Source organism: Streptomyces sp. NPDC001492 (genome assembly GCF_053597275.1).
On the sequence record NZ_JBSFHW010000013.1, the window covers coordinates 170,379 to 186,003 of the forward strand.

Annotated in this window: 17 protein-coding genes; 11 read left to right on the top strand and 6 right to left on the bottom strand. The window is 71.8% G+C overall.

From position 1 onward, the window contains the following. Nucleotide 1 precedes the first annotated feature (1 nt). On the top strand, nucleotides 2–1,273 hold the full coding sequence (locus ACWC1K_RS18960) for a VWA domain-containing protein (RefSeq protein WP_450832682.1): 1,272 nt from the start codon (nucleotides 2–4) through the stop codon (nucleotides 1,271–1,273). After that, on the top strand, nucleotides 1,273–2,082 hold the full coding sequence (locus ACWC1K_RS18965; RefSeq protein ID WP_450832684.1) for a hypothetical protein: 810 nt from the start codon (nucleotides 1,273–1,275) through the stop codon (nucleotides 2,080–2,082). Before ACWC1K_RS18960 ends, ACWC1K_RS18965 begins: the two co-directional genes overlap by 1 nt. Nucleotides 2,083–2,815: 733 nt before the next feature. Here the strand turns inward: ACWC1K_RS18965 and ACWC1K_RS18970 are convergent. Beyond that, nucleotides 2,816–3,442, bottom strand: coding sequence for a winged helix-turn-helix transcriptional regulator (locus ACWC1K_RS18970; protein WP_450832685.1), 627 nt, complete (start codon nucleotides 3,440–3,442; stop codon nucleotides 2,816–2,818). A gap of 87 nt (nucleotides 3,443–3,529) precedes the next feature. On the opposite strand from ACWC1K_RS18970, the gene ACWC1K_RS18975 reads away from it, so the two are divergent. From ACWC1K_RS18975 to ACWC1K_RS19000, 6 genes are all read left to right on the top strand, one after another. Continuing rightward, a complete protein-coding gene (locus tag ACWC1K_RS18975; RefSeq protein ID WP_344397913.1) occupies nucleotides 3,530–4,738 on the top strand; it encodes a pyridoxal phosphate-dependent aminotransferase in 1,209 nt (402 codons plus the stop codon). A 5-nt stretch (nucleotides 4,739–4,743) separates the two neighbouring features. After that, entirely contained in the window at nucleotides 4,744–5,064 is a 321-nt protein-coding gene (locus tag ACWC1K_RS18980) for a serine hydrolase (RefSeq protein ID WP_450832687.1), read from the top strand. A 235-nt stretch (nucleotides 5,065–5,299) separates the two neighbouring features. Then, nucleotides 5,300–5,671 (top strand): hypothetical protein, encoded by a 372-nt coding sequence (locus tag ACWC1K_RS18985; protein WP_450832689.1) that lies wholly within the window; start codon nucleotides 5,300–5,302, stop codon nucleotides 5,669–5,671. A gap of 65 nt (nucleotides 5,672–5,736) precedes the next feature. Further along, nucleotides 5,737–6,336 carry a histidine phosphatase family protein gene (locus ACWC1K_RS18990; protein ID WP_450832691.1) on the top strand — a complete coding sequence of 200 codons (600 nt, stop codon included), beginning with the start codon at nucleotides 5,737–5,739 and terminating at the stop codon, nucleotides 6,334–6,336. A gap of 86 nt (nucleotides 6,337–6,422) precedes the next feature. Next, entirely contained in the window at nucleotides 6,423–7,061 is a 639-nt protein-coding gene (locus ACWC1K_RS18995) for a hypothetical protein (RefSeq protein WP_450832693.1), read from the top strand. A gap of 77 nt (nucleotides 7,062–7,138) precedes the next feature. Next, on the top strand, nucleotides 7,139–7,561 hold the full coding sequence (locus tag ACWC1K_RS19000) for an acyl-CoA thioesterase (protein WP_450832695.1): 423 nt from the start codon (nucleotides 7,139–7,141) through the stop codon (nucleotides 7,559–7,561). 13 nt (nucleotides 7,562–7,574) lie between these two features. Here the strand turns inward: ACWC1K_RS19000 and ACWC1K_RS19005 are convergent, their stop codons facing one another. Beyond that, nucleotides 7,575–7,976: a winged helix-turn-helix transcriptional regulator gene (locus ACWC1K_RS19005; protein WP_450832697.1), complete on the bottom strand. Its 402-nt coding sequence runs from the start codon at nucleotides 7,974–7,976 to the stop codon at nucleotides 7,575–7,577. A 101-nt stretch (nucleotides 7,977–8,077) separates the two neighbouring features. Between ACWC1K_RS19005 and ACWC1K_RS19010 the strand changes: the two genes are divergently transcribed. Further along, entirely contained in the window at nucleotides 8,078–9,505 is a 1,428-nt protein-coding gene (locus ACWC1K_RS19010; protein WP_450832699.1) for an MFS transporter, read from the top strand. A 71-nt stretch (nucleotides 9,506–9,576) separates the two neighbouring features. On the opposite strand, the gene ACWC1K_RS19015 is transcribed toward ACWC1K_RS19010, so the two are convergent. Further along, nucleotides 9,577–10,434, bottom strand: a complete 858-nt coding sequence (locus ACWC1K_RS19015; protein WP_450832701.1) for an SDR family oxidoreductase — start codon at nucleotides 10,432–10,434, stop codon at nucleotides 9,577–9,579. An 87-nt stretch (nucleotides 10,435–10,521) separates the two neighbouring features. Between ACWC1K_RS19015 and ACWC1K_RS19020 the strand changes: the two genes are divergently transcribed. Further along, the gene (locus tag ACWC1K_RS19020; protein WP_450832703.1) at nucleotides 10,522–11,319 is read left to right on the top strand and encodes a helix-turn-helix domain-containing protein; all 798 of its coding nucleotides are present in this window, start codon (nucleotides 10,522–10,524) and stop codon (nucleotides 11,317–11,319) included. A 54-nt stretch (nucleotides 11,320–11,373) separates the two neighbouring features. Beyond that, nucleotides 11,374–11,988: a 3'-5' exonuclease gene (locus ACWC1K_RS19025; RefSeq protein ID WP_450832705.1), complete on the top strand. Its 615-nt coding sequence runs from the start codon at nucleotides 11,374–11,376 to the stop codon at nucleotides 11,986–11,988. On the opposite strand, the gene ACWC1K_RS19030 is transcribed toward ACWC1K_RS19025, so the two are convergent. From ACWC1K_RS19030 to ACWC1K_RS19040, 3 genes are all read right to left on the bottom strand, one after another. Continuing rightward, on the bottom strand, nucleotides 11,942–12,562 hold the full coding sequence (locus ACWC1K_RS19030; RefSeq protein ID WP_450697567.1) for a TMEM175 family protein: 621 nt from the start codon (nucleotides 12,560–12,562) through the stop codon (nucleotides 11,942–11,944). The genes ACWC1K_RS19025 and ACWC1K_RS19030 overlap by 47 nt on opposite strands. A gap of 62 nt (nucleotides 12,563–12,624) precedes the next feature. Continuing rightward, a complete protein-coding gene (locus ACWC1K_RS19035) occupies nucleotides 12,625–13,992 on the bottom strand; it encodes a nucleobase:cation symporter-2 family protein (protein ID WP_450832707.1) in 1,368 nt (455 codons plus the stop codon). A gap of 220 nt (nucleotides 13,993–14,212) precedes the next feature. Continuing rightward, the gene (locus ACWC1K_RS19040) at nucleotides 14,213–15,592 is read right to left on the bottom strand and encodes an 8-oxoguanine deaminase (protein ID WP_450832709.1); all 1,380 of its coding nucleotides are present in this window, start codon (nucleotides 15,590–15,592) and stop codon (nucleotides 14,213–14,215) included. Between the last annotated feature and the right edge of the window lie 33 nt (nucleotides 15,593–15,625).

Genomic DNA, 15,625 nt, shown 5'->3' on the forward strand with positions numbered 1-15,625 from the left:
GATGATCAGAAGACAACGGCTGGCGGCTGGGGTGTGCGCCCTGCTCGCCGCCCTGGCGGCCGGGATCGCGTTCCCGGCCGCGGCGAGCGCCGGCGAACCCACGGGCGGGGCCACCGCGAAGGTCGATCTCGTCCTCGACGTCAGTGGTTCCATGCGGACCCGGGACATCGACGGCGGGACCCGGATGGCCGCGGCGAAGCAGGCGTTCAACGAGGTGCTCGACGCGACGCCCGAGGAGGTCCAGCTCGGCATCCGCACGCTCGGTGCCAACTACCCGGGCAACGACCGGAGGACCGGCTGCAAGGACACCGCGCAGCTCTACCCGGTCAGCGCCCTGGACCGCACCGAGGCGAAGACGGCGGTGGCGACCCTCTCGCCCACCGGCTGGACCCCGATCGGCCCGGCCCTCCTCAAGGCGGCCGACGACCTGCGGGACGGCGACGGCTCCAAGCGGATCGTGCTGATCACCGACGGCGAGGACACCTGCGCCCCGCTCGACCCGTGCGAGGTGGCCCGCGAGATCGCCGCCAAGGGCATCGGCATGACCATCGACACCCTCGGCCTGGTCCCCGACACCAAGCTGAACAAGCAGCTCAGCTGTATCGCCGAGGCGACCGGCGGCACCTACACCTCGGTCGAGCACACCGACGAACTCACCGACAAGGTCAACCAGTTGGTGGACCGGGCGGCAAACCCCGTGGTGACTCCCGTCGCCACCGAGGGGGCCACGCAGTGCACGGACGCGCCGGTCCTGAAGTCGGGTCTGTACACGGACCGTGAGGAGTTCGGGCAGCAGCGCTGGTACCGCGTGGAGGTCATGGCGGGACAGGAGCTGCGCGCCTCGGTGAGCGTGGCGGCCGACCGGGCCGTCGGTCCCGACTACGGGGCGCTGCTGCGGGCCGTCACGGTGCACGGCCGCGAGATCGTGCGCGGGGAGGCCGCGGGCAACGGTCGTACGGACGTCCTCTCCACCGGCCTGCGCTACCCCAAGCCCGACCGGGACGACGACAGCGACAAGCCCGCCGCGGAGACGGTCTGCCTTCAGGTCACCAACTCCTTCTCGGCTGCCTCCGGCGTGAAGACCACGCCCGGTCTGCCGCTGGAGCTGACCGTGGACGTGGTCGACGGCCCGTCCCACGCGAGCGACGTGGCCTCCTTCGGCCTCGGCCGCGGCTGGTGGCTGCTCGGCGTGCTGGTGCTGGCCGGCTTCCTGGCCGGTCTGATCTGGGGCTGGCTGTCACGCTGGCGGGTCGCGGTCTGGAGGACCAACTGATGCGGATCACCAATGTGTTGAGCGCGGCCCTGCTGACGCTGGGGCTGGCGGCCGCTCCCGCGGCGGCGGACTCGTCCCCGTCGCCCAGCGCCTCCGACAGCAGCTCGGCGCCGACCTCGGCGGGTACGTCCTTCCGTACGGCGACGGAGTTCGAGCAGGGGCAGCAGGCCACGGCGGTCGGCTCCACGGGCGACTACCTGTACTGGTCGTTCCCCGCGGACGCCGGTCAGCGCCCCACCGTCGAAGCCACCGTGAAGCTGCCGGACACGCATGCCGCGCAGACCTGGCAGATCGACGTCTACGACGGACTGCGGCGCCGCCAGGCCTGCCAGTACGGGGCGCAGACGCGCACCGCGGCCCAGGGCTCGGCCAGGGTCGACCTGGCCTGCACCCTGCGTACCGTGCGCGCCTGGTCGGAACCGTGGGCCGATGACCCGCTGCCGGGGACGTACTACATACGGCTGACCGCGGTGAGCCTGGCGACGGCCGACCTCGGCCAGCCGATCCGCGCCTCGGTCCGGGTCGGCTCCAAGGACATCGGCGGCTCGGCGGCGGTGGACGGCTCGCTGGCGCAGCCGCTGGTGCCGGGCATCGCCGTGACCTCCAAGTCCGAGGCGGCCGACGGGGATTCGTCGAAGCCGGCCGTGCTGTCGAGCATCGAGCCCGAGGACGGCTGGGCGTCCGGCTGGTGGTCGGACCGGTGGGTGTGGACGGCGATCGGCGGCGCGCTGGCCGCGCTCGCGGGCGTCGGCGGATACGCACTGACCCGCGGCTCGGGCCGCCCCTCACGGGTACCACCGGGCACCTGACACCCTGGTAGAAGGCCCGCACCCGGCGGGCCTTCTGCCGCCTCAGGCCTCACGCGGCGCCTTTGCCAGGGTGCCGTCTCCGGTGACGCCGTACCGCCCCTCCCGCACCACGGCACCGCGCCTCGCAGGTACGAGCTGACGCGCGGGTCGGGGCCGACCCTCACAGGTGCCGCCGGGCACCTGACGCCCCCACGGAAGGCCCGCACCCGGCGGGCCTTCCTGTCCTCTCAGGCCTCGCGCAGTGCCTTTGCCAGGGTGCCGTCGCCGGTCGACGCGGCGGAAGGGACAACCCCTCGCACACCGCCGGATGCCAGACCCTCGACAAAAGCCCCGCTGGCGCCGGCGCCCCGTCCTCCGTGCCACGCCTCACGCAGCACCTTCGCCAGGGCGTCCTCGCCGGTGACGGCGAACCAGCCCCTGCCGCACCGCGCCTCGCAGGTACGAGCTGACGCGCGGGTCGGGGCCGACCCTCACAGGTGCCGCCGGGCACCTGACGCCCCCACAGAAGGCCCGCACCCGGCAGGCCTTCCTGTCCTCTCAAGCCTCGCGCGGCGCCTTTGCCAGGGTGCCGTCGCCGGTCGACGCGGCGGAAGGGACAACCCCTCGCACACCGCCGGATGCCAGACCCTCGACAAAAGGCCCGCCCGCGCCGGCGCCCCGTCCTCATCACAGGTGCCGCCGGGGACCTGACGCCCCCACAAAAGGCCCGCACCCGGCGGGCCTTCCTGTCCTCTCAGGCCTCGCGCAGTGCCTTTGCCAGGGTGCCGTCTCCGGTGACGGTGGCCCGTCCGGTCCGTACCGCGTCGGCCAGGGTCAGCTCCCCTCGTGCGAGGGCCGCGCCCGTCCCGGCGTCCAGGGCCAGCCGCGCGTCGGGCTCCCCCGGAGCCGGTCCGTCGCCGTACACCGGGCCGTCCTCGGCACCGACGTACAGATGGAAGTCACCCTCCTCCAGCCGGACCTCGACGAGCCCCTCCCCCTCCAGCGAGCGCAGCAGGGGCAGCGCGAACCAGTGGGCGCGCAGGGCGTCCGTGGGCCGCCGCTCTCCCAGCTCGTCCTGGCCCCACACGCTCAGCGCCTGCAGCACCGGCAGCAATTCCCGTCCCCGCGGGGTGAGTTCGTAGACGTAGGCCGCACCGGGCGGCGGCAGCCGGCGGCGCGTGCTGAGTCCGTCGCGTTCCATGTCCTTCAGCCGTGAGGCGAGTACGTCCGTGCTCACGCCGGGCAGGTCCGCGTGCAGGTCCGTGTAGCGGCGAGGCCCGGCCAGCAGCTCCCGGACGATCAGCAGGGTCCAGCGGTCGCCGACGAGGTCGAGGGCGCGGGCGGCGGAACAGTACTGGTCGTAGCTTCGGCGTCGTGACATGCGACGCAGTCTAGACATGTTGTTGGACTTTCCAAGCTCGAACTTGGTAAAACCAAGCAACACACGAAAGCGGAGGGGCGAGCGAGCATGGAGTTCCGGCAGTCGAACAAGCTCAGCGAGGTCTGTTACGAGATCCGCGGCCCGGTGATCGAGCACGCCAACGCGCTGGAGGAGGCGGGCCACAGTGTGCTGCGCCTGAACACCGGCAACCCCGCGGTGTTCGGCTTCGAGGCGCCGGAGGAGATCCTCCAGGACATGATCCGGATGCTCCCGCAGGCGCACGGCTACACCGACTCCCGCGGCATCCTCTCCGCCCGCCGGGCCGTCGCCCAGCGCTACCAGACCCTGGGCCTGGAGGTCGACGTCGACGACGTCTTCCTCGGCAACGGCGTCTCCGAGCTGGTCTCGATGGCCGTACAGGCGCTGGTCGAGGACGGCGACGAGATCCTCATCCCCGCCCCGGACTTCCCCCTCTGGACGGCGGTGACGACCCTCGCGGGCGGCAAGGCCGTCCACTACCTCTGCGACGAACAGGCCGACTGGTACCCGGACCTGGACGACATGGCCTCGAAGATCACCGACCGTACCAAGGCCGTCGTCATCATCAACCCGAACAACCCCACCGGCGCGGTCTATCCCAAAGAGATCATCGAGGGCATCCTCGACCTCGCCCGCCGCCACGGGCTTATGGTCTTCGCCGACGAGATCTACGACCAGATCCTCTACGACGACGCCGTGCACCACTCGGCCGCCGCGCTCGCCCCCGACCTGGTGGTCCTCACCTTCTGCGGACTGTCCAAGACCTACCGGGTGGCCGGCTTCCGCTCGGGCTGGCTGGTGGTGACGGGCCCGAAGCAGCACGCGAAGAACTACCTGGAGGGCCTGACGATGCTGGCCTCCATGCGGCTGTGCGCCAACGCGCCCGCCCAGTACGCCATCCAGGCCGCTCTCGGCGGCCGCCAGTCGATCCGCGAACTGACCGCGCCGGGCGGCCGCCTGCACGAGCAGCGCAACGTCGCCTGGGAGAAGCTGAACGAGATCCCGGGCGTGTCCTGCGTGAAGCCGAAGGGCGCGCTGTACGCGTTCCCGCGCATCGACCCCAAGGTGCACCGGATCCACGACGACGAGAAGTTCGTCCTGGACCTGCTGCTGCGGGAGAAGATCCAGGTGGTGCAGGGCACCGGCTTCAACTGGCCGACACCGGACCACTTCCGGATCCTGACGCTGCCGTACGCGGACGATCTGGAGGCGGCGATCGGCCGGATCGGACGGTTCCTGAGCGGGTACCGCCAGTAGCGGGAATGACGTGCCACGGGCGGCGGGTGGTGGACCTGTGGGCCGGCGAGGGAATCGACGGGTCCTCGCCGACCGGTCTGTTCTCCATCACCAGGGACGCGGCGCATCTCGTCCTCGCGCTGCTGGAGCACCGGGCCGGGCCGGTCGGCATCCCCGACGGCGGTTTCAGCACGGAGGAGTTGGCCGACGACCGGCTGATGGCGGCACGCCCCACCGGGCAGAAGCCGCTGTGGGACCCGGAGAGCGGATACGGCTACCACGGGCTCGTCATCGGCGCGCTCACCGGCGAGGTGGTGCGCCGGGCGACCGGGAAATCGATCCAGTAGATCTACGAGGAGCGCGTCCTGGCGCCCTACGGCCTCGACTTCCACCTCGGTCTGCCGGAGGCGCGGAGCCGCGGTGGCGGGAGGTGCAGCCGCTCCTTCTCACGCCCGCGGAGGCCGCCGCGCCGGCGGCACGGGCGGCCGCCCCCGGCAGCATCCGGTCCCCCGAGCCCACCGACCTGCCCGCCTTCGCGAACGACCGCCGCACACGGGCCCTCGGCCGACGCCCTCGGGCGGGGTGGGCAACGCGCGCGGCGTGGCCGGCATGTACGCCACCGCGATCAGCGCCGTGGACGGCAGGGCGCCCCTGCTCACCCGCGAGACGGCGGCCCTGTTCGGCGGGCTGCGGACGTCCGGCCCCGACCTGGTGACCGGCGGCGACGACCACTTCGCGGTGGGCTTCGAGTACCTGGCCGGCCGCTGTCCGCCCCTCGGCGAGGACCCCTTCGGACACAACGGCGCGACGGGCTCGCTCGCCTTCGCCGACCCGGCGGGCGGCGTCGCCCACGCCTGCACGCGGCGCCGCTTCGCCTTCCCCTCGGGCGTCGGCGCGTCCCCCGAGAACGGCCGTCTGGCCGATGCCGTACTGCGGGCGGCCTCGGCCTCGTGACACGGTGGGGGTCAAGGCACCTGTACGGCCATTTCCGGCGGGGCCCGACGGGAAGGGTGCGCGGCATGGGCGACGTGTTCCTCGTCCGGCACGGTGAGACCGAGTGGTCGCGGTCCGGGCGGCACACCGGCTGGACGGACGTGCCGCTGACCGAGCGCGGCCGCGCGGAGGCCCGGCAACTGGAGCCGCTGATCCGCTCGCACCAGGTCGGTGCCGTGTTCGTCAGTCCGTTGCAGCGGGCGCGGGAGACGGCGGAGCTGATCGGCCTGCACGACGTGCGGGTCGACCCGGATCTGCGGGAGTGGGACTACGGCGGCTACGAGGGGATCACGACGGTTGAGATCCACCGCACCCGGCCGGACTGGTTCCTGTTCCGGGACGGGGTGGAGCCCGGGCCGCCGGACCACCCCGGGGAGACCCCCGAGCAGGTCGGCGAACGCGCGGACCGCATGCTGGCCAAAGTGGACGCGTCACTCGCCACCACCGAGGGCTGCGTGGTCCTGGTGGCCCACGGCCACTTCCTACGGGTACTCACGGCCCGGCGGCTGGGGCTGCCACCCTCGGGCGGGGCCCTGTTCCAGCTGGCCACCGGGACGGTGTGCCGGCTGGGGACCGAGCACGGGCGGCCCGTGATCGCGGAGTGGAACGTGCGGCCCGGGGCGTGAGCGCCGGGCACCGGGCGTTGTCAGCCCCTCGCCGTAACCTCGAACGAGGTGGGGAACAGGGGCCCGGCGACGGGAAGGGGCATGCCGTGACACGACCGCCGACCGCCGCTCAGCGGCGTGTGATCGATGCCGCCGATCCGGTGACCGGGCGGCTGCGGGGTACGGAGGCGCAGCTGGCGGCGCTGGTGAAGTGGGGGTTCGCCTTCCGGCATCCGCGGCCGCCGCACGACCACTTTCTGACGCCGGCCGGACATCGGATACGGGAGGCCGGGGAGCCGGAGACGCCCGCGCCCGAGGCCGACCGGGAGGCGACCGCCGCCACCGGTGTGTTCGCCGCGCGGGTCGGCGGTGAGGAGGAGCCGCCGGGGGCCGGTCCCGCCCGTGGGCGTGAGGTGCGCAGCGCCTGGGAGGGCTTGCTGGAGCTGCGGCGGATGACCAATCCGGACGGGGCCATGGACCGGCCGTGCGGCTGGGAACGTACGCATCTGGTGCAGGCCGCCGCGCTCGCCCTGGAGGCGGCCGGTCACCGCCCCGCCGGTGCGGACCTGGTCGGATACCGGGTGCGGGCCACCCCGCAGCCGGAGGCCGTCGCCGTGCGCGAGCCGGATCCGGCGGCGCTGCGGGCCTGCGCGGCCACGCTGGAGGGGGCGGGATGGCAGGTCGGCGAGCACAACGACCCGCGTTCCAGGGCCCGTTATCTGCTGGCGTCACCGCGCCGCGCATAGCGAGGCATGTCAAGATCGGTCGGTCACATCGTCCATCAGTACGAGCTGTACTGCGAGCTGTACGAGGAGAGAAAGCAGTGACCGAACCGTTTTCCGTCCCGGTGACCGTGCGCGGGTACGAGACCGATGTGCTGGGCCACCTCAACCAGGCCGTCTACCTCAACTACGCGGAGCACGCCCGCTGGTCCTTACTGCATGCGGCCGGGATAACCCAGGCGACCCTCGTGGCCAAGGGCATGGGCCCGGCGGCCCTGGAGACCACGCTGCGCTTCAAGCGTGAGCTGGTCGCCGGCGACGAGGTCGAGGTGACATGCGCCTTCGACTGGGGCGGCGGCAAGACCTTCCACATTGAGCAGACGATACGCAAGGCCGACGGCACGGTGGCGGCGGAGGTCACCGCGGTCGTCGGCCTGATGGACCTGAAACAGCGACGGCTGGTCCCCAACCCGTCGGAGTTCTTCAAGGAACTGTCCACGGACCCGGCGCTGTTCGGGCTGTGACGTCCCGCGCGGCCTACACGTCCGCCGGCTCCGGGCTGTGCTCGCCGTCGTAGGCCGCGCGGGACTCCGCGATGTAGACGCGGTTGCGTTCCGCCCAGTCGGTCAGGCGCTGCAGCGTCTCGTGCAACTCACGGGCCACCGGCGTCAGTCCGTACTCGACCTTCGGCGGGACTGTCGGGTGGACGGTGCGGGTGACGAGGCCGTCGCGCTCCAGGTTGCGCAGGGTGAGGGTCAGCATGCGGCGGCTGATGCCCTCGATGCTGCGCTCCAACTCGGTGAAGCGAATGGGGCCGTGCGCGGCGGCGACGAGGATCTGCACGCTCCACTTCCCGGAGACCCTGTCAAGAACTTCGCGGACCGGGCACGCGTGCGCGTTCACGACCTGGACAGTAACACCGGTGTTCCTCTGGGACATCGGACTGCCTCCTTACGGCGTCCTCCATGGTCACTCACGATGTACTCCGTTACAAGTCGTGCACCTATGGTTCCCATGGAGAACGCGGAGGCCACACCGCCATGACGGCCCTCATCGAGTCACCCACGAGCTCCTCGCCCCGAACGTACTCCCGCTGGGCGTCCCTCGTCGTGCTGTGCGCCGGGGCGCTGATGACGATTCTGGACGGCTCCATCGTCACCGTGGCGATGCCGGCCATCCAGAGCGACCTCGGCTTCAGCCCTGCCGGACTGGCCTGGGTCGTCAACGCCTACCTGATCCCGTTCGGTGGGCTGCTCCTGCTGATCGGGCGGCTGGGCGATCTGCTGGGCCGCAAACGGATGTTCACGGCCGGGCTCGCCGTCTTCACCGTGGCGTCCGTGCTGTGCGGGACGGCCGGCAGCCAGGGCCTGCTGATCGCGGCACGGGCCGTGCAGGGCGTCGGCGGGGCCATGGCCTCGGCGGTGGTGCTCGGCATGCTGGTGGCCTTGTTCCCCGAGCCGCGCGAACAGGCCCGCGCCATTGCCGTGTTCAGCGCGGTCGGCTCGGTGGGAGCGACGTTGGGCACGTTCCTCGGCGGGGCGCTCACCCAGGCCCTGAGCTGGCACTGGATCTTCCTGATCAATCTGCCGATCGGCATCGTCGCCTGGCTGGCGGCGGTCCGGGTGCTGGCTCCGGAGCGCGGCTCCGGCCTCGGCAGTGGGGCCGACTACCCCGGAGCGGCGCTGGTCACCGCCGCGCTGATGCTCACGGTGTACGTCATCGTCGGCTCCGGCGGCCGCGGCCCGTCCGCGACGCTGCTCCTGGCCGCGCTCGCCCTCGCCCTGTTTGCGGGGTTCGCCGTCCGCCAGGTCCGAACCGCCCGCCCGCTGCTGCGGCCCAGGCTGCTCCGCTCCCGGGTGCTGACCGGGGCGAACACCGTGCAGATCCTGATGATCGCGACGATGTACGGATTCCAGTTCATCGGCGCCCTGTACATCCAACGCGTCCTGCGCTTCGGTGAGTTGGCCACAGGCTTCGCCTTCCTGCCCGCTCCCGTCGCGATCGGCGTGCTGATGATGACCCTGTCCGCGCGGGCGATCGGCCACTTCGGGGCGTACCGGGTGCTGCTCGCCGGGCTGGTGCTGATCACCGGCGGGATGGCGCTGCTGAGCAGGGCCCCCGTGCACGGCTCGTACGTCGCCGACGTACTGCCTGCGATGCTCCTGCTGGCCGCCGGGTTCGCCGCCGCGATGCCCCCGCTGACCGGGCTCGCCATGTCGGGGGCGCGGGAGGAGGACGCGGGCCTGGCGTCCGGGTTGTTCAACACCACGCAGGTGGTGGGCGGTTCGCTGGGCCTGGCCACGCTGTCGACGCTGGCGGCGAGCCACACCGAGGGGCTGCTCGGCCGGGGCACGGAGATGCTGACGGCCACGGCGGAGGGATATCAGCTGGCGTTCCGGGCGGCGACGGGGATCGCGGTGGCGGCGCTGGCGCTGGCGGCGGTCGTCCTGCGGGAGCGGCGCTCCTGACCCGGGAGACCGGGGCGGGGCGGGGCGGCGGGCCTTGGTGCCCGCCGCCCCTCGGGCGCGCCCGCCGGGCCTCAGGCGAACGCCTCCTTGTGGTCCTGCGCCCACTCCTGGTAGCTCCGCGCCGGGCGCCCCAGTACCTCGGGCACGTCCTCGGTGACGACCGCGTTGCCGCCCCCGCGAACGAAGGCGGTGCCGGCCAGGACGCCCTCCGCCTGCGCGTCGTCGAAGCCCCACACGGTCCGCAGGTGGTCGCGTGTCTCGTCCGGCGAGAGATCCTGCGTGGCGATCGGCCTGCCGAGCACCGAGGCGAGTACGGCGGCCTGTCCGGGGACGCCGATCGCATCCGGCCCGGTCAGGGTGTACATCCGCCCCGCGTGTCCGCCGTCGACGAGGACCCGCGCCGCGACCTCGGACACGTCTCGTGGATCGATCACCCCGGACAGCCCGTCACCGGTCATGTTCGGCACCGGCTCCCCCTGCCGGACGGCCGGCGCCCAGCTCAGCGTGTTCGAGGCGAAGGACGAGGGCCGCAGGATCGTCCACTCGGTGCCGCTGTCCCGCACGGCCTGCTCACCGGGCACGTGCCACGCGCCGGACGGACCGACGCCGGGATCGCCCGTCCCGATCGCCGAGAGCTTCACCAGCCGATGAACCCCCGCCACACGTGCCGCCGCCACCAGCGCCTGGTCGTGCCGCGAGCCCGGACCGGGTGCGCCCAGCAGGAACGCGGCCGTCACCCCCGCCGTCGCGCCCTCCAGGGAAGCCGGGTCGAGGTAGTCCCCGCCCACCACCTCCACTCCCGAGGGGAAGCGGGCCCTCGCCGGGTCCCGGGTCAGGGCGCGCACCTTCTCACCGCGCGCCACGAGCTGTCGTACGACTTCACTGCCGATGGTGCCCGTGGCACCCGTCACAAGGATCATGTCCACCACACTGGGCGGCGGACGGCCCCGATCGCTTGGAAATTCCGGCACGGTTCCGGAGCCCGGACGCCCGTGCGGCGCGCTTACGGTGGAGGGGTGACGAACATCGTGTCCCGAGAGGTCCTCCCCACGCCCGAGGCGCTGCGCCCGTGGATCGCAGCCATCGGGTCCGTCTGGGTCGGCGACGTGCCGACGGAGCCCTTCGTCCATCTTCCCGAGGCCTCCACCAAGGTGGTCGTCCGCACCGGGGAACACGGCACCCGCAGTGCCCTGGTCGTCGGCCCGCGCGCCCGTGCCTCCTATCACCGGGGCAGGCGTCGCGCGTCCTGCGTGGAGCTGCGGCTCGCGCCCGGCACCGTCCGCCCCCTGCTCGGCGTTCCGGCCGTGGACCTGGTCGGACGTGCGGTACAGCTCGGCGAACTTCCGGACCCGTTCTCGCGTCAACTGGCCACAATACTGAGCCGGTTGGAGCTCGAGGAGGCCGTGGCCCATCTGGCGGACGTGCTCCCCGAGCGGCTCGCGGCCGCCGCGGACCGTTCCCGCACCGACTTGGTGCGCGCGGGCGTCGACGCGATGTCGGTCCGCACCGGCCGCACACCCGCCCAGGTGGGCGAGGTGGCGCGTGAACTCGCCGTCAGCGAGCGGCAGTTGCGCAACCTGTTCGCCGAGGGCGTCGGCCTCTCCCCCAAGCACTACGCCCGTATCAACCGGGTGCGCACGGTACTGGACCACGCCGCGACCCGCCCCTGGGCCGACCTGGCCGCCTCGACCGGCTACTACGACCAGTCCCACATGACGACCGACTTCCGCACCCTGATGGGCGTACCGCCCCGCTCGTACTTCACCGGCCGGCTGCCGGACGCGACGCCCTGCCAGGCGATCCGCCGGGGCTGAGCGGGGTGGAAATCGGATGCGGGCAACCCCGCCCGCCTGCGATGCTCCACCCTCATGGCCGCACGACGTATCAGACCCAGCCGCTACATCTCCCTCGACATCGAGGCCGACGGCCCCATCCCCGGCCCGTACTCGATGCTGAGTCTCGGCGCGTCGGTCGCGGGGACACAGGATGCCGACGGGTTCACGGCCGCCGACCCACAGCGGCAGACCTTCTACCGCGAACTGCGCCCGATCAGCGAGGAGTTCGACCCGGAGGCGCTCGCGGTGAGCGGGCTCGACCGGGAGCGTCTGAAGAGCGAGGGCGCCGAACCCGCCGTCGCACTGGGCGAGTTCAGCGACTGGGTGCGCGAGGTGAGCGCGGGCGCGCAGCCCGTGATGTGCGGTTACCCGGCCTCGTACGACTGGACGTTCCTGTACTGGTATCTGATCCGCTTCACCGGGGCGAGCCCCTTCGGGCACTCGGGCTGCCTGGACATGAAGACGCTGTACGCGACGAAGGCGGGGCTGCCGCTGCGGGCGGTGGCCAAGGGCACGATGCCGCGCCATCTGCTGTCGAGCCGCCGGCACACCCACCACGCCCTCGACGACGCCATCGAGCAGGCCGAGTTGCTCGCCAACCTCATGAACTGGCCGGGGCCTCACGCGTCGGCACCGGTACCTGATTGAACGCGTAGTACAGGGCGATCAGGCCGTGGGCCGCCAGGGTCAGCGGGGCCGAGACGAAGGCGAGGCCCACCGTCACCGGGTAGGCCAGGGACCCCAGCGCGAAGCGTGCGCGGGTCGCCCGCGCCGCCGGGACATCGACACGGGAGTCGAAGAGGTGTCCGGTGCGGGTCAGATGCCACCACAGGGCCTGGAAGGTGAGCGCCATCAGGACCATGACCAGGCTGTAGACGGCCGCCGCCACATGGGAGGCGGCGTCCTCGCGCAGATACTCCGCGAGCATCGCGGTCGGCCACGGCACCGCGGCCACCACCATCAGCACCAGCAGGTTCAGGAACATCAGCGTGCGGTCGACGCGGGCGACGTAGCTGAACAGCTGGTGGTGGTTGATCCACATGATGCCGATGACCAGGAAGCTCACGACATAGGCCGCGTACGAGGGCCACTGGGCGCCCAGCGCGTGCCACAGGCCGCCGTGTTCGCCGACCTCAGGGACCTTGATCTCCAGGATGAGCAGGGTGATGGCGATGGCGAACACGCCATCGCTGAAGGCCTCGACGCGACCGGACTCATTCATGGAGACAGACTGCCTCATCGCCGGTGCGGGGCACGGCCATTGCCGTGCCCCGCACCGGTGGATCAGTGGGCGGCGGCGATCTGCTCGCCGGCCTCCATGGGGTGGGTGACGTCCTGGTCGTCACGGCTCCTGCCGAGGTGGTTGAAGACCAGGTTCAGCAGGACCGCCGCCACACAGCCCGTGGAGATGCCCGAGTCGAGGACGATCTTCGCGGTCTGCGGGAAGGCGTGGTAGAAGTCCGGCGCGGTGATCGGGATCATGCCGACGGCCAGCGACACGGCGACGATCAGGACGTTGTTGTCCTTGTCAAGGCCGGCCTTGACGAGGGTCTGGATACCGCTGGCCGCGACCGAGCCGAACAGGACCACGCCCGCGCCGCCGAGCACCGGGCGCGGTACGACGGCGATGAGTGAGGCGGCCATCGGGCACAGGCCCATCAGGACCAGGAAGCCGCCCCCTGTGGCGACGACGTAGCGGCTGCGGATCCTCGTCATCGCGACCAGGCCGATGTTCTGGGCGAAGGCGCTGCACATGAAGCCGTTGAACAGGGGGCTCAGGGCCGAGCCGAGGGTGTCGGCGCGCAGGCCCGCGGCGATGGTCCTCTCGTCCGCCGGGCGTTCGACGATCTCGCCGAGCGCCAGCATGTCCGCGGTGGATTCGGTCATCGAGACCACCATCACCACGCACAGGGAGAGGATCGCGGCGAGCTGGAACCGGGGCGCCCCGAAGTGGAACGGGGTGGGGAAGCCGATGACGGCCGCGTCCGTGACGGGCCCGAAGTCCGTCGCGCCGAAGGGGATCGCGAGGAGTGTGCCGGCGACCAGGCCGAGCAGCACGGCGATCTGCTTGACGAAGCCGCGGGTGAAGCGGCGAAGGACCAGCACGATCAGGAGCGTTGCGGCTGCCAGCCCGAGGTTGGTCGTGGAGCCGTAGTCACCGGCGGTGGGACTGGGTCCCTGCGCCCAGCCGAAGGCGACCGGCAGCAGGGACACGCCTATGAGGGTGATGACGGTGCCGGTGACGACCGGTGGGAAGAAGCGGACCGCCTTGCTGAAGAACGGGGCGGCGATGAAGCCGAGCAGGCCCGCGACGATGACCGCGCCGAAGATGATCGGCAGGGCGTCGGACTTGTCCTTGGTGGAGGCGACCACCGCGGTCATGGGGGCGACGCCGGCGAAGGTGACGCCGTTGACGAAGGGCAGCCGGGCGCCGATCTTCCAGATGCCGAGGGTTTGGAGGAAGGTCGCGAGGCCGGCGGTGAAGAGGCAGGCGCCGGTGAGGAAGGTGAGTTCGGTGCCGGTCAGGCCGATGGCCGCGCCGACGATCAGGGGCGGGGCGACGACCCCCGCGTACATGGCGGCCACGTGTTGCAGGCCAGTGGTGGCCATTTTGAGCGCGGGGAGTTTTTCGTCGACGGGGTGGGCGGTCACGGCGGTTCCTCCGGGTCAGCTAACACGTCGGCTCTGACGTGGGTTTCTTGGAGGTGGTGCGCGGTCGTGCGGGACCGAGGCCCTTGCGCGGGCCGGAGACGGTGACCGTTCCGGGGCGCACGCGTCAGGCGCACGCCCCGGATACGGCCGCCATGGAACCCGCTGGGGTCCACGGCTACCGGTCGAGGGCCGTCCCCCTCGACCGGAGATCTTCGACCGCTCAGGCCTGCGCGGCGATCTGCGCCAGGCGCTGGGCCTCGGCCCGCGTGGAGCGGGCGACGGCGTCCTCGTCGACGTGCAGCAGGCGGCCCGCCTCGACGATCTGCCGGCCGTTCACGAAGGAGGCGGTGACCGGGGCGGCCGCGCCGAAGACCAGCGCGGTGACCGGGTCGGCGATGGAGGCGTGGGCAAGGGTGTCCAGATTCCACAGCACGAGGTCGGCCAGCTTGCCCGGCTCCAGGGAGCCGATCTCGGCGCTGCGGCCGAGGACCTGGGCGCCGCCGTAGGTGCCGAGGCGCAGCGCCTGGCGGGCGTTGAGGGCGGCCTCGCGGTGGGCGCCGAGACGGTTGATGAGCAGGGCGTTGCGCAGCTCGGTGTGCAGCTCCCCGGACTCGTTGGACGCCGTGCCGTCGACGCCGAGGCCGACCGGGACGCCGGCCGCCAGCATGTCGGGGACCCGGGCGATACCGGCCGCGAGGCGGGCGTTGGAGGACGGGCAGTGGGCGACACCGGTCCTCGTACGGGCGAAGGCGGCGATGTCGGAGTCGTTCATGTGGACGCAGTGCGCCATCCACACGTCCTCGCCGAGCCAGCCGGTGGACTCGAAGTAGTCGGTCGGGCCCATCCCGAACAGCTCCTTGCAGAACTGCTCCTCCTCGACGGTCTCCGAGCCGTGGGTGTGCAGGCGCACGCCGAGACGGCGGGCCAACTGGGCGCCCTCACGCAGGAGTTCGGTGGAGACGGAGAAGGGCGAGCAGGGCGCGACGGCCACCTGGGTCATCGCGTCGAAGGAGGCGTCGTGGTGCTCCTTGACGGTGGCCTCGGTCGCGGCCAGGGCGCCTTCGAGGGTCTCGACGGCGAAGTCCGGGGGCAGGCCGCCGTCCTTCTCGCTGCGGTCCATGGAGCCGCGGGCGAGGGTGAAGCGGACGCCCATCTCGCGGGCGGCGCGGATGATGGCGCCGGACAGGTCGCCGGAGTCCTTCGGGAAGACGTAGTGGTGGTCCATGGCGGTCGTCACGCCACCGCGGGCCATCATCGCGAGGGATCCCTGGGCGGCCGCGTACACCATCGGCTCGTCGATGCGCGCCCAGGTCGGATACAGCGCGACCAGCCAGTTGAACAGGTTGTGGTCGGTGGCCAGGCCCCGGGTGATCCACTGGTAGAAGTGGTGGTGGGTGTTGACCAGGCCGGGGGTCACCAGGTGACCGGAGGCGTCGATACGGCGTACGACGTTCTCCAGGCCCTCGGGGGCCCTGCCCGCGCCGAGCGCCTCGATGCGGTTGCCGGCGATGACGACGTATCCGTCGGCGTACTCGGTGTCGTCGGCGTCGACCGTTGCGATCGAACAGTTCTCGATGACGATGCGCTGGGCTGCTGCCATGATTCGTCCTTTTCGCTCAGTGGACTTATGCGG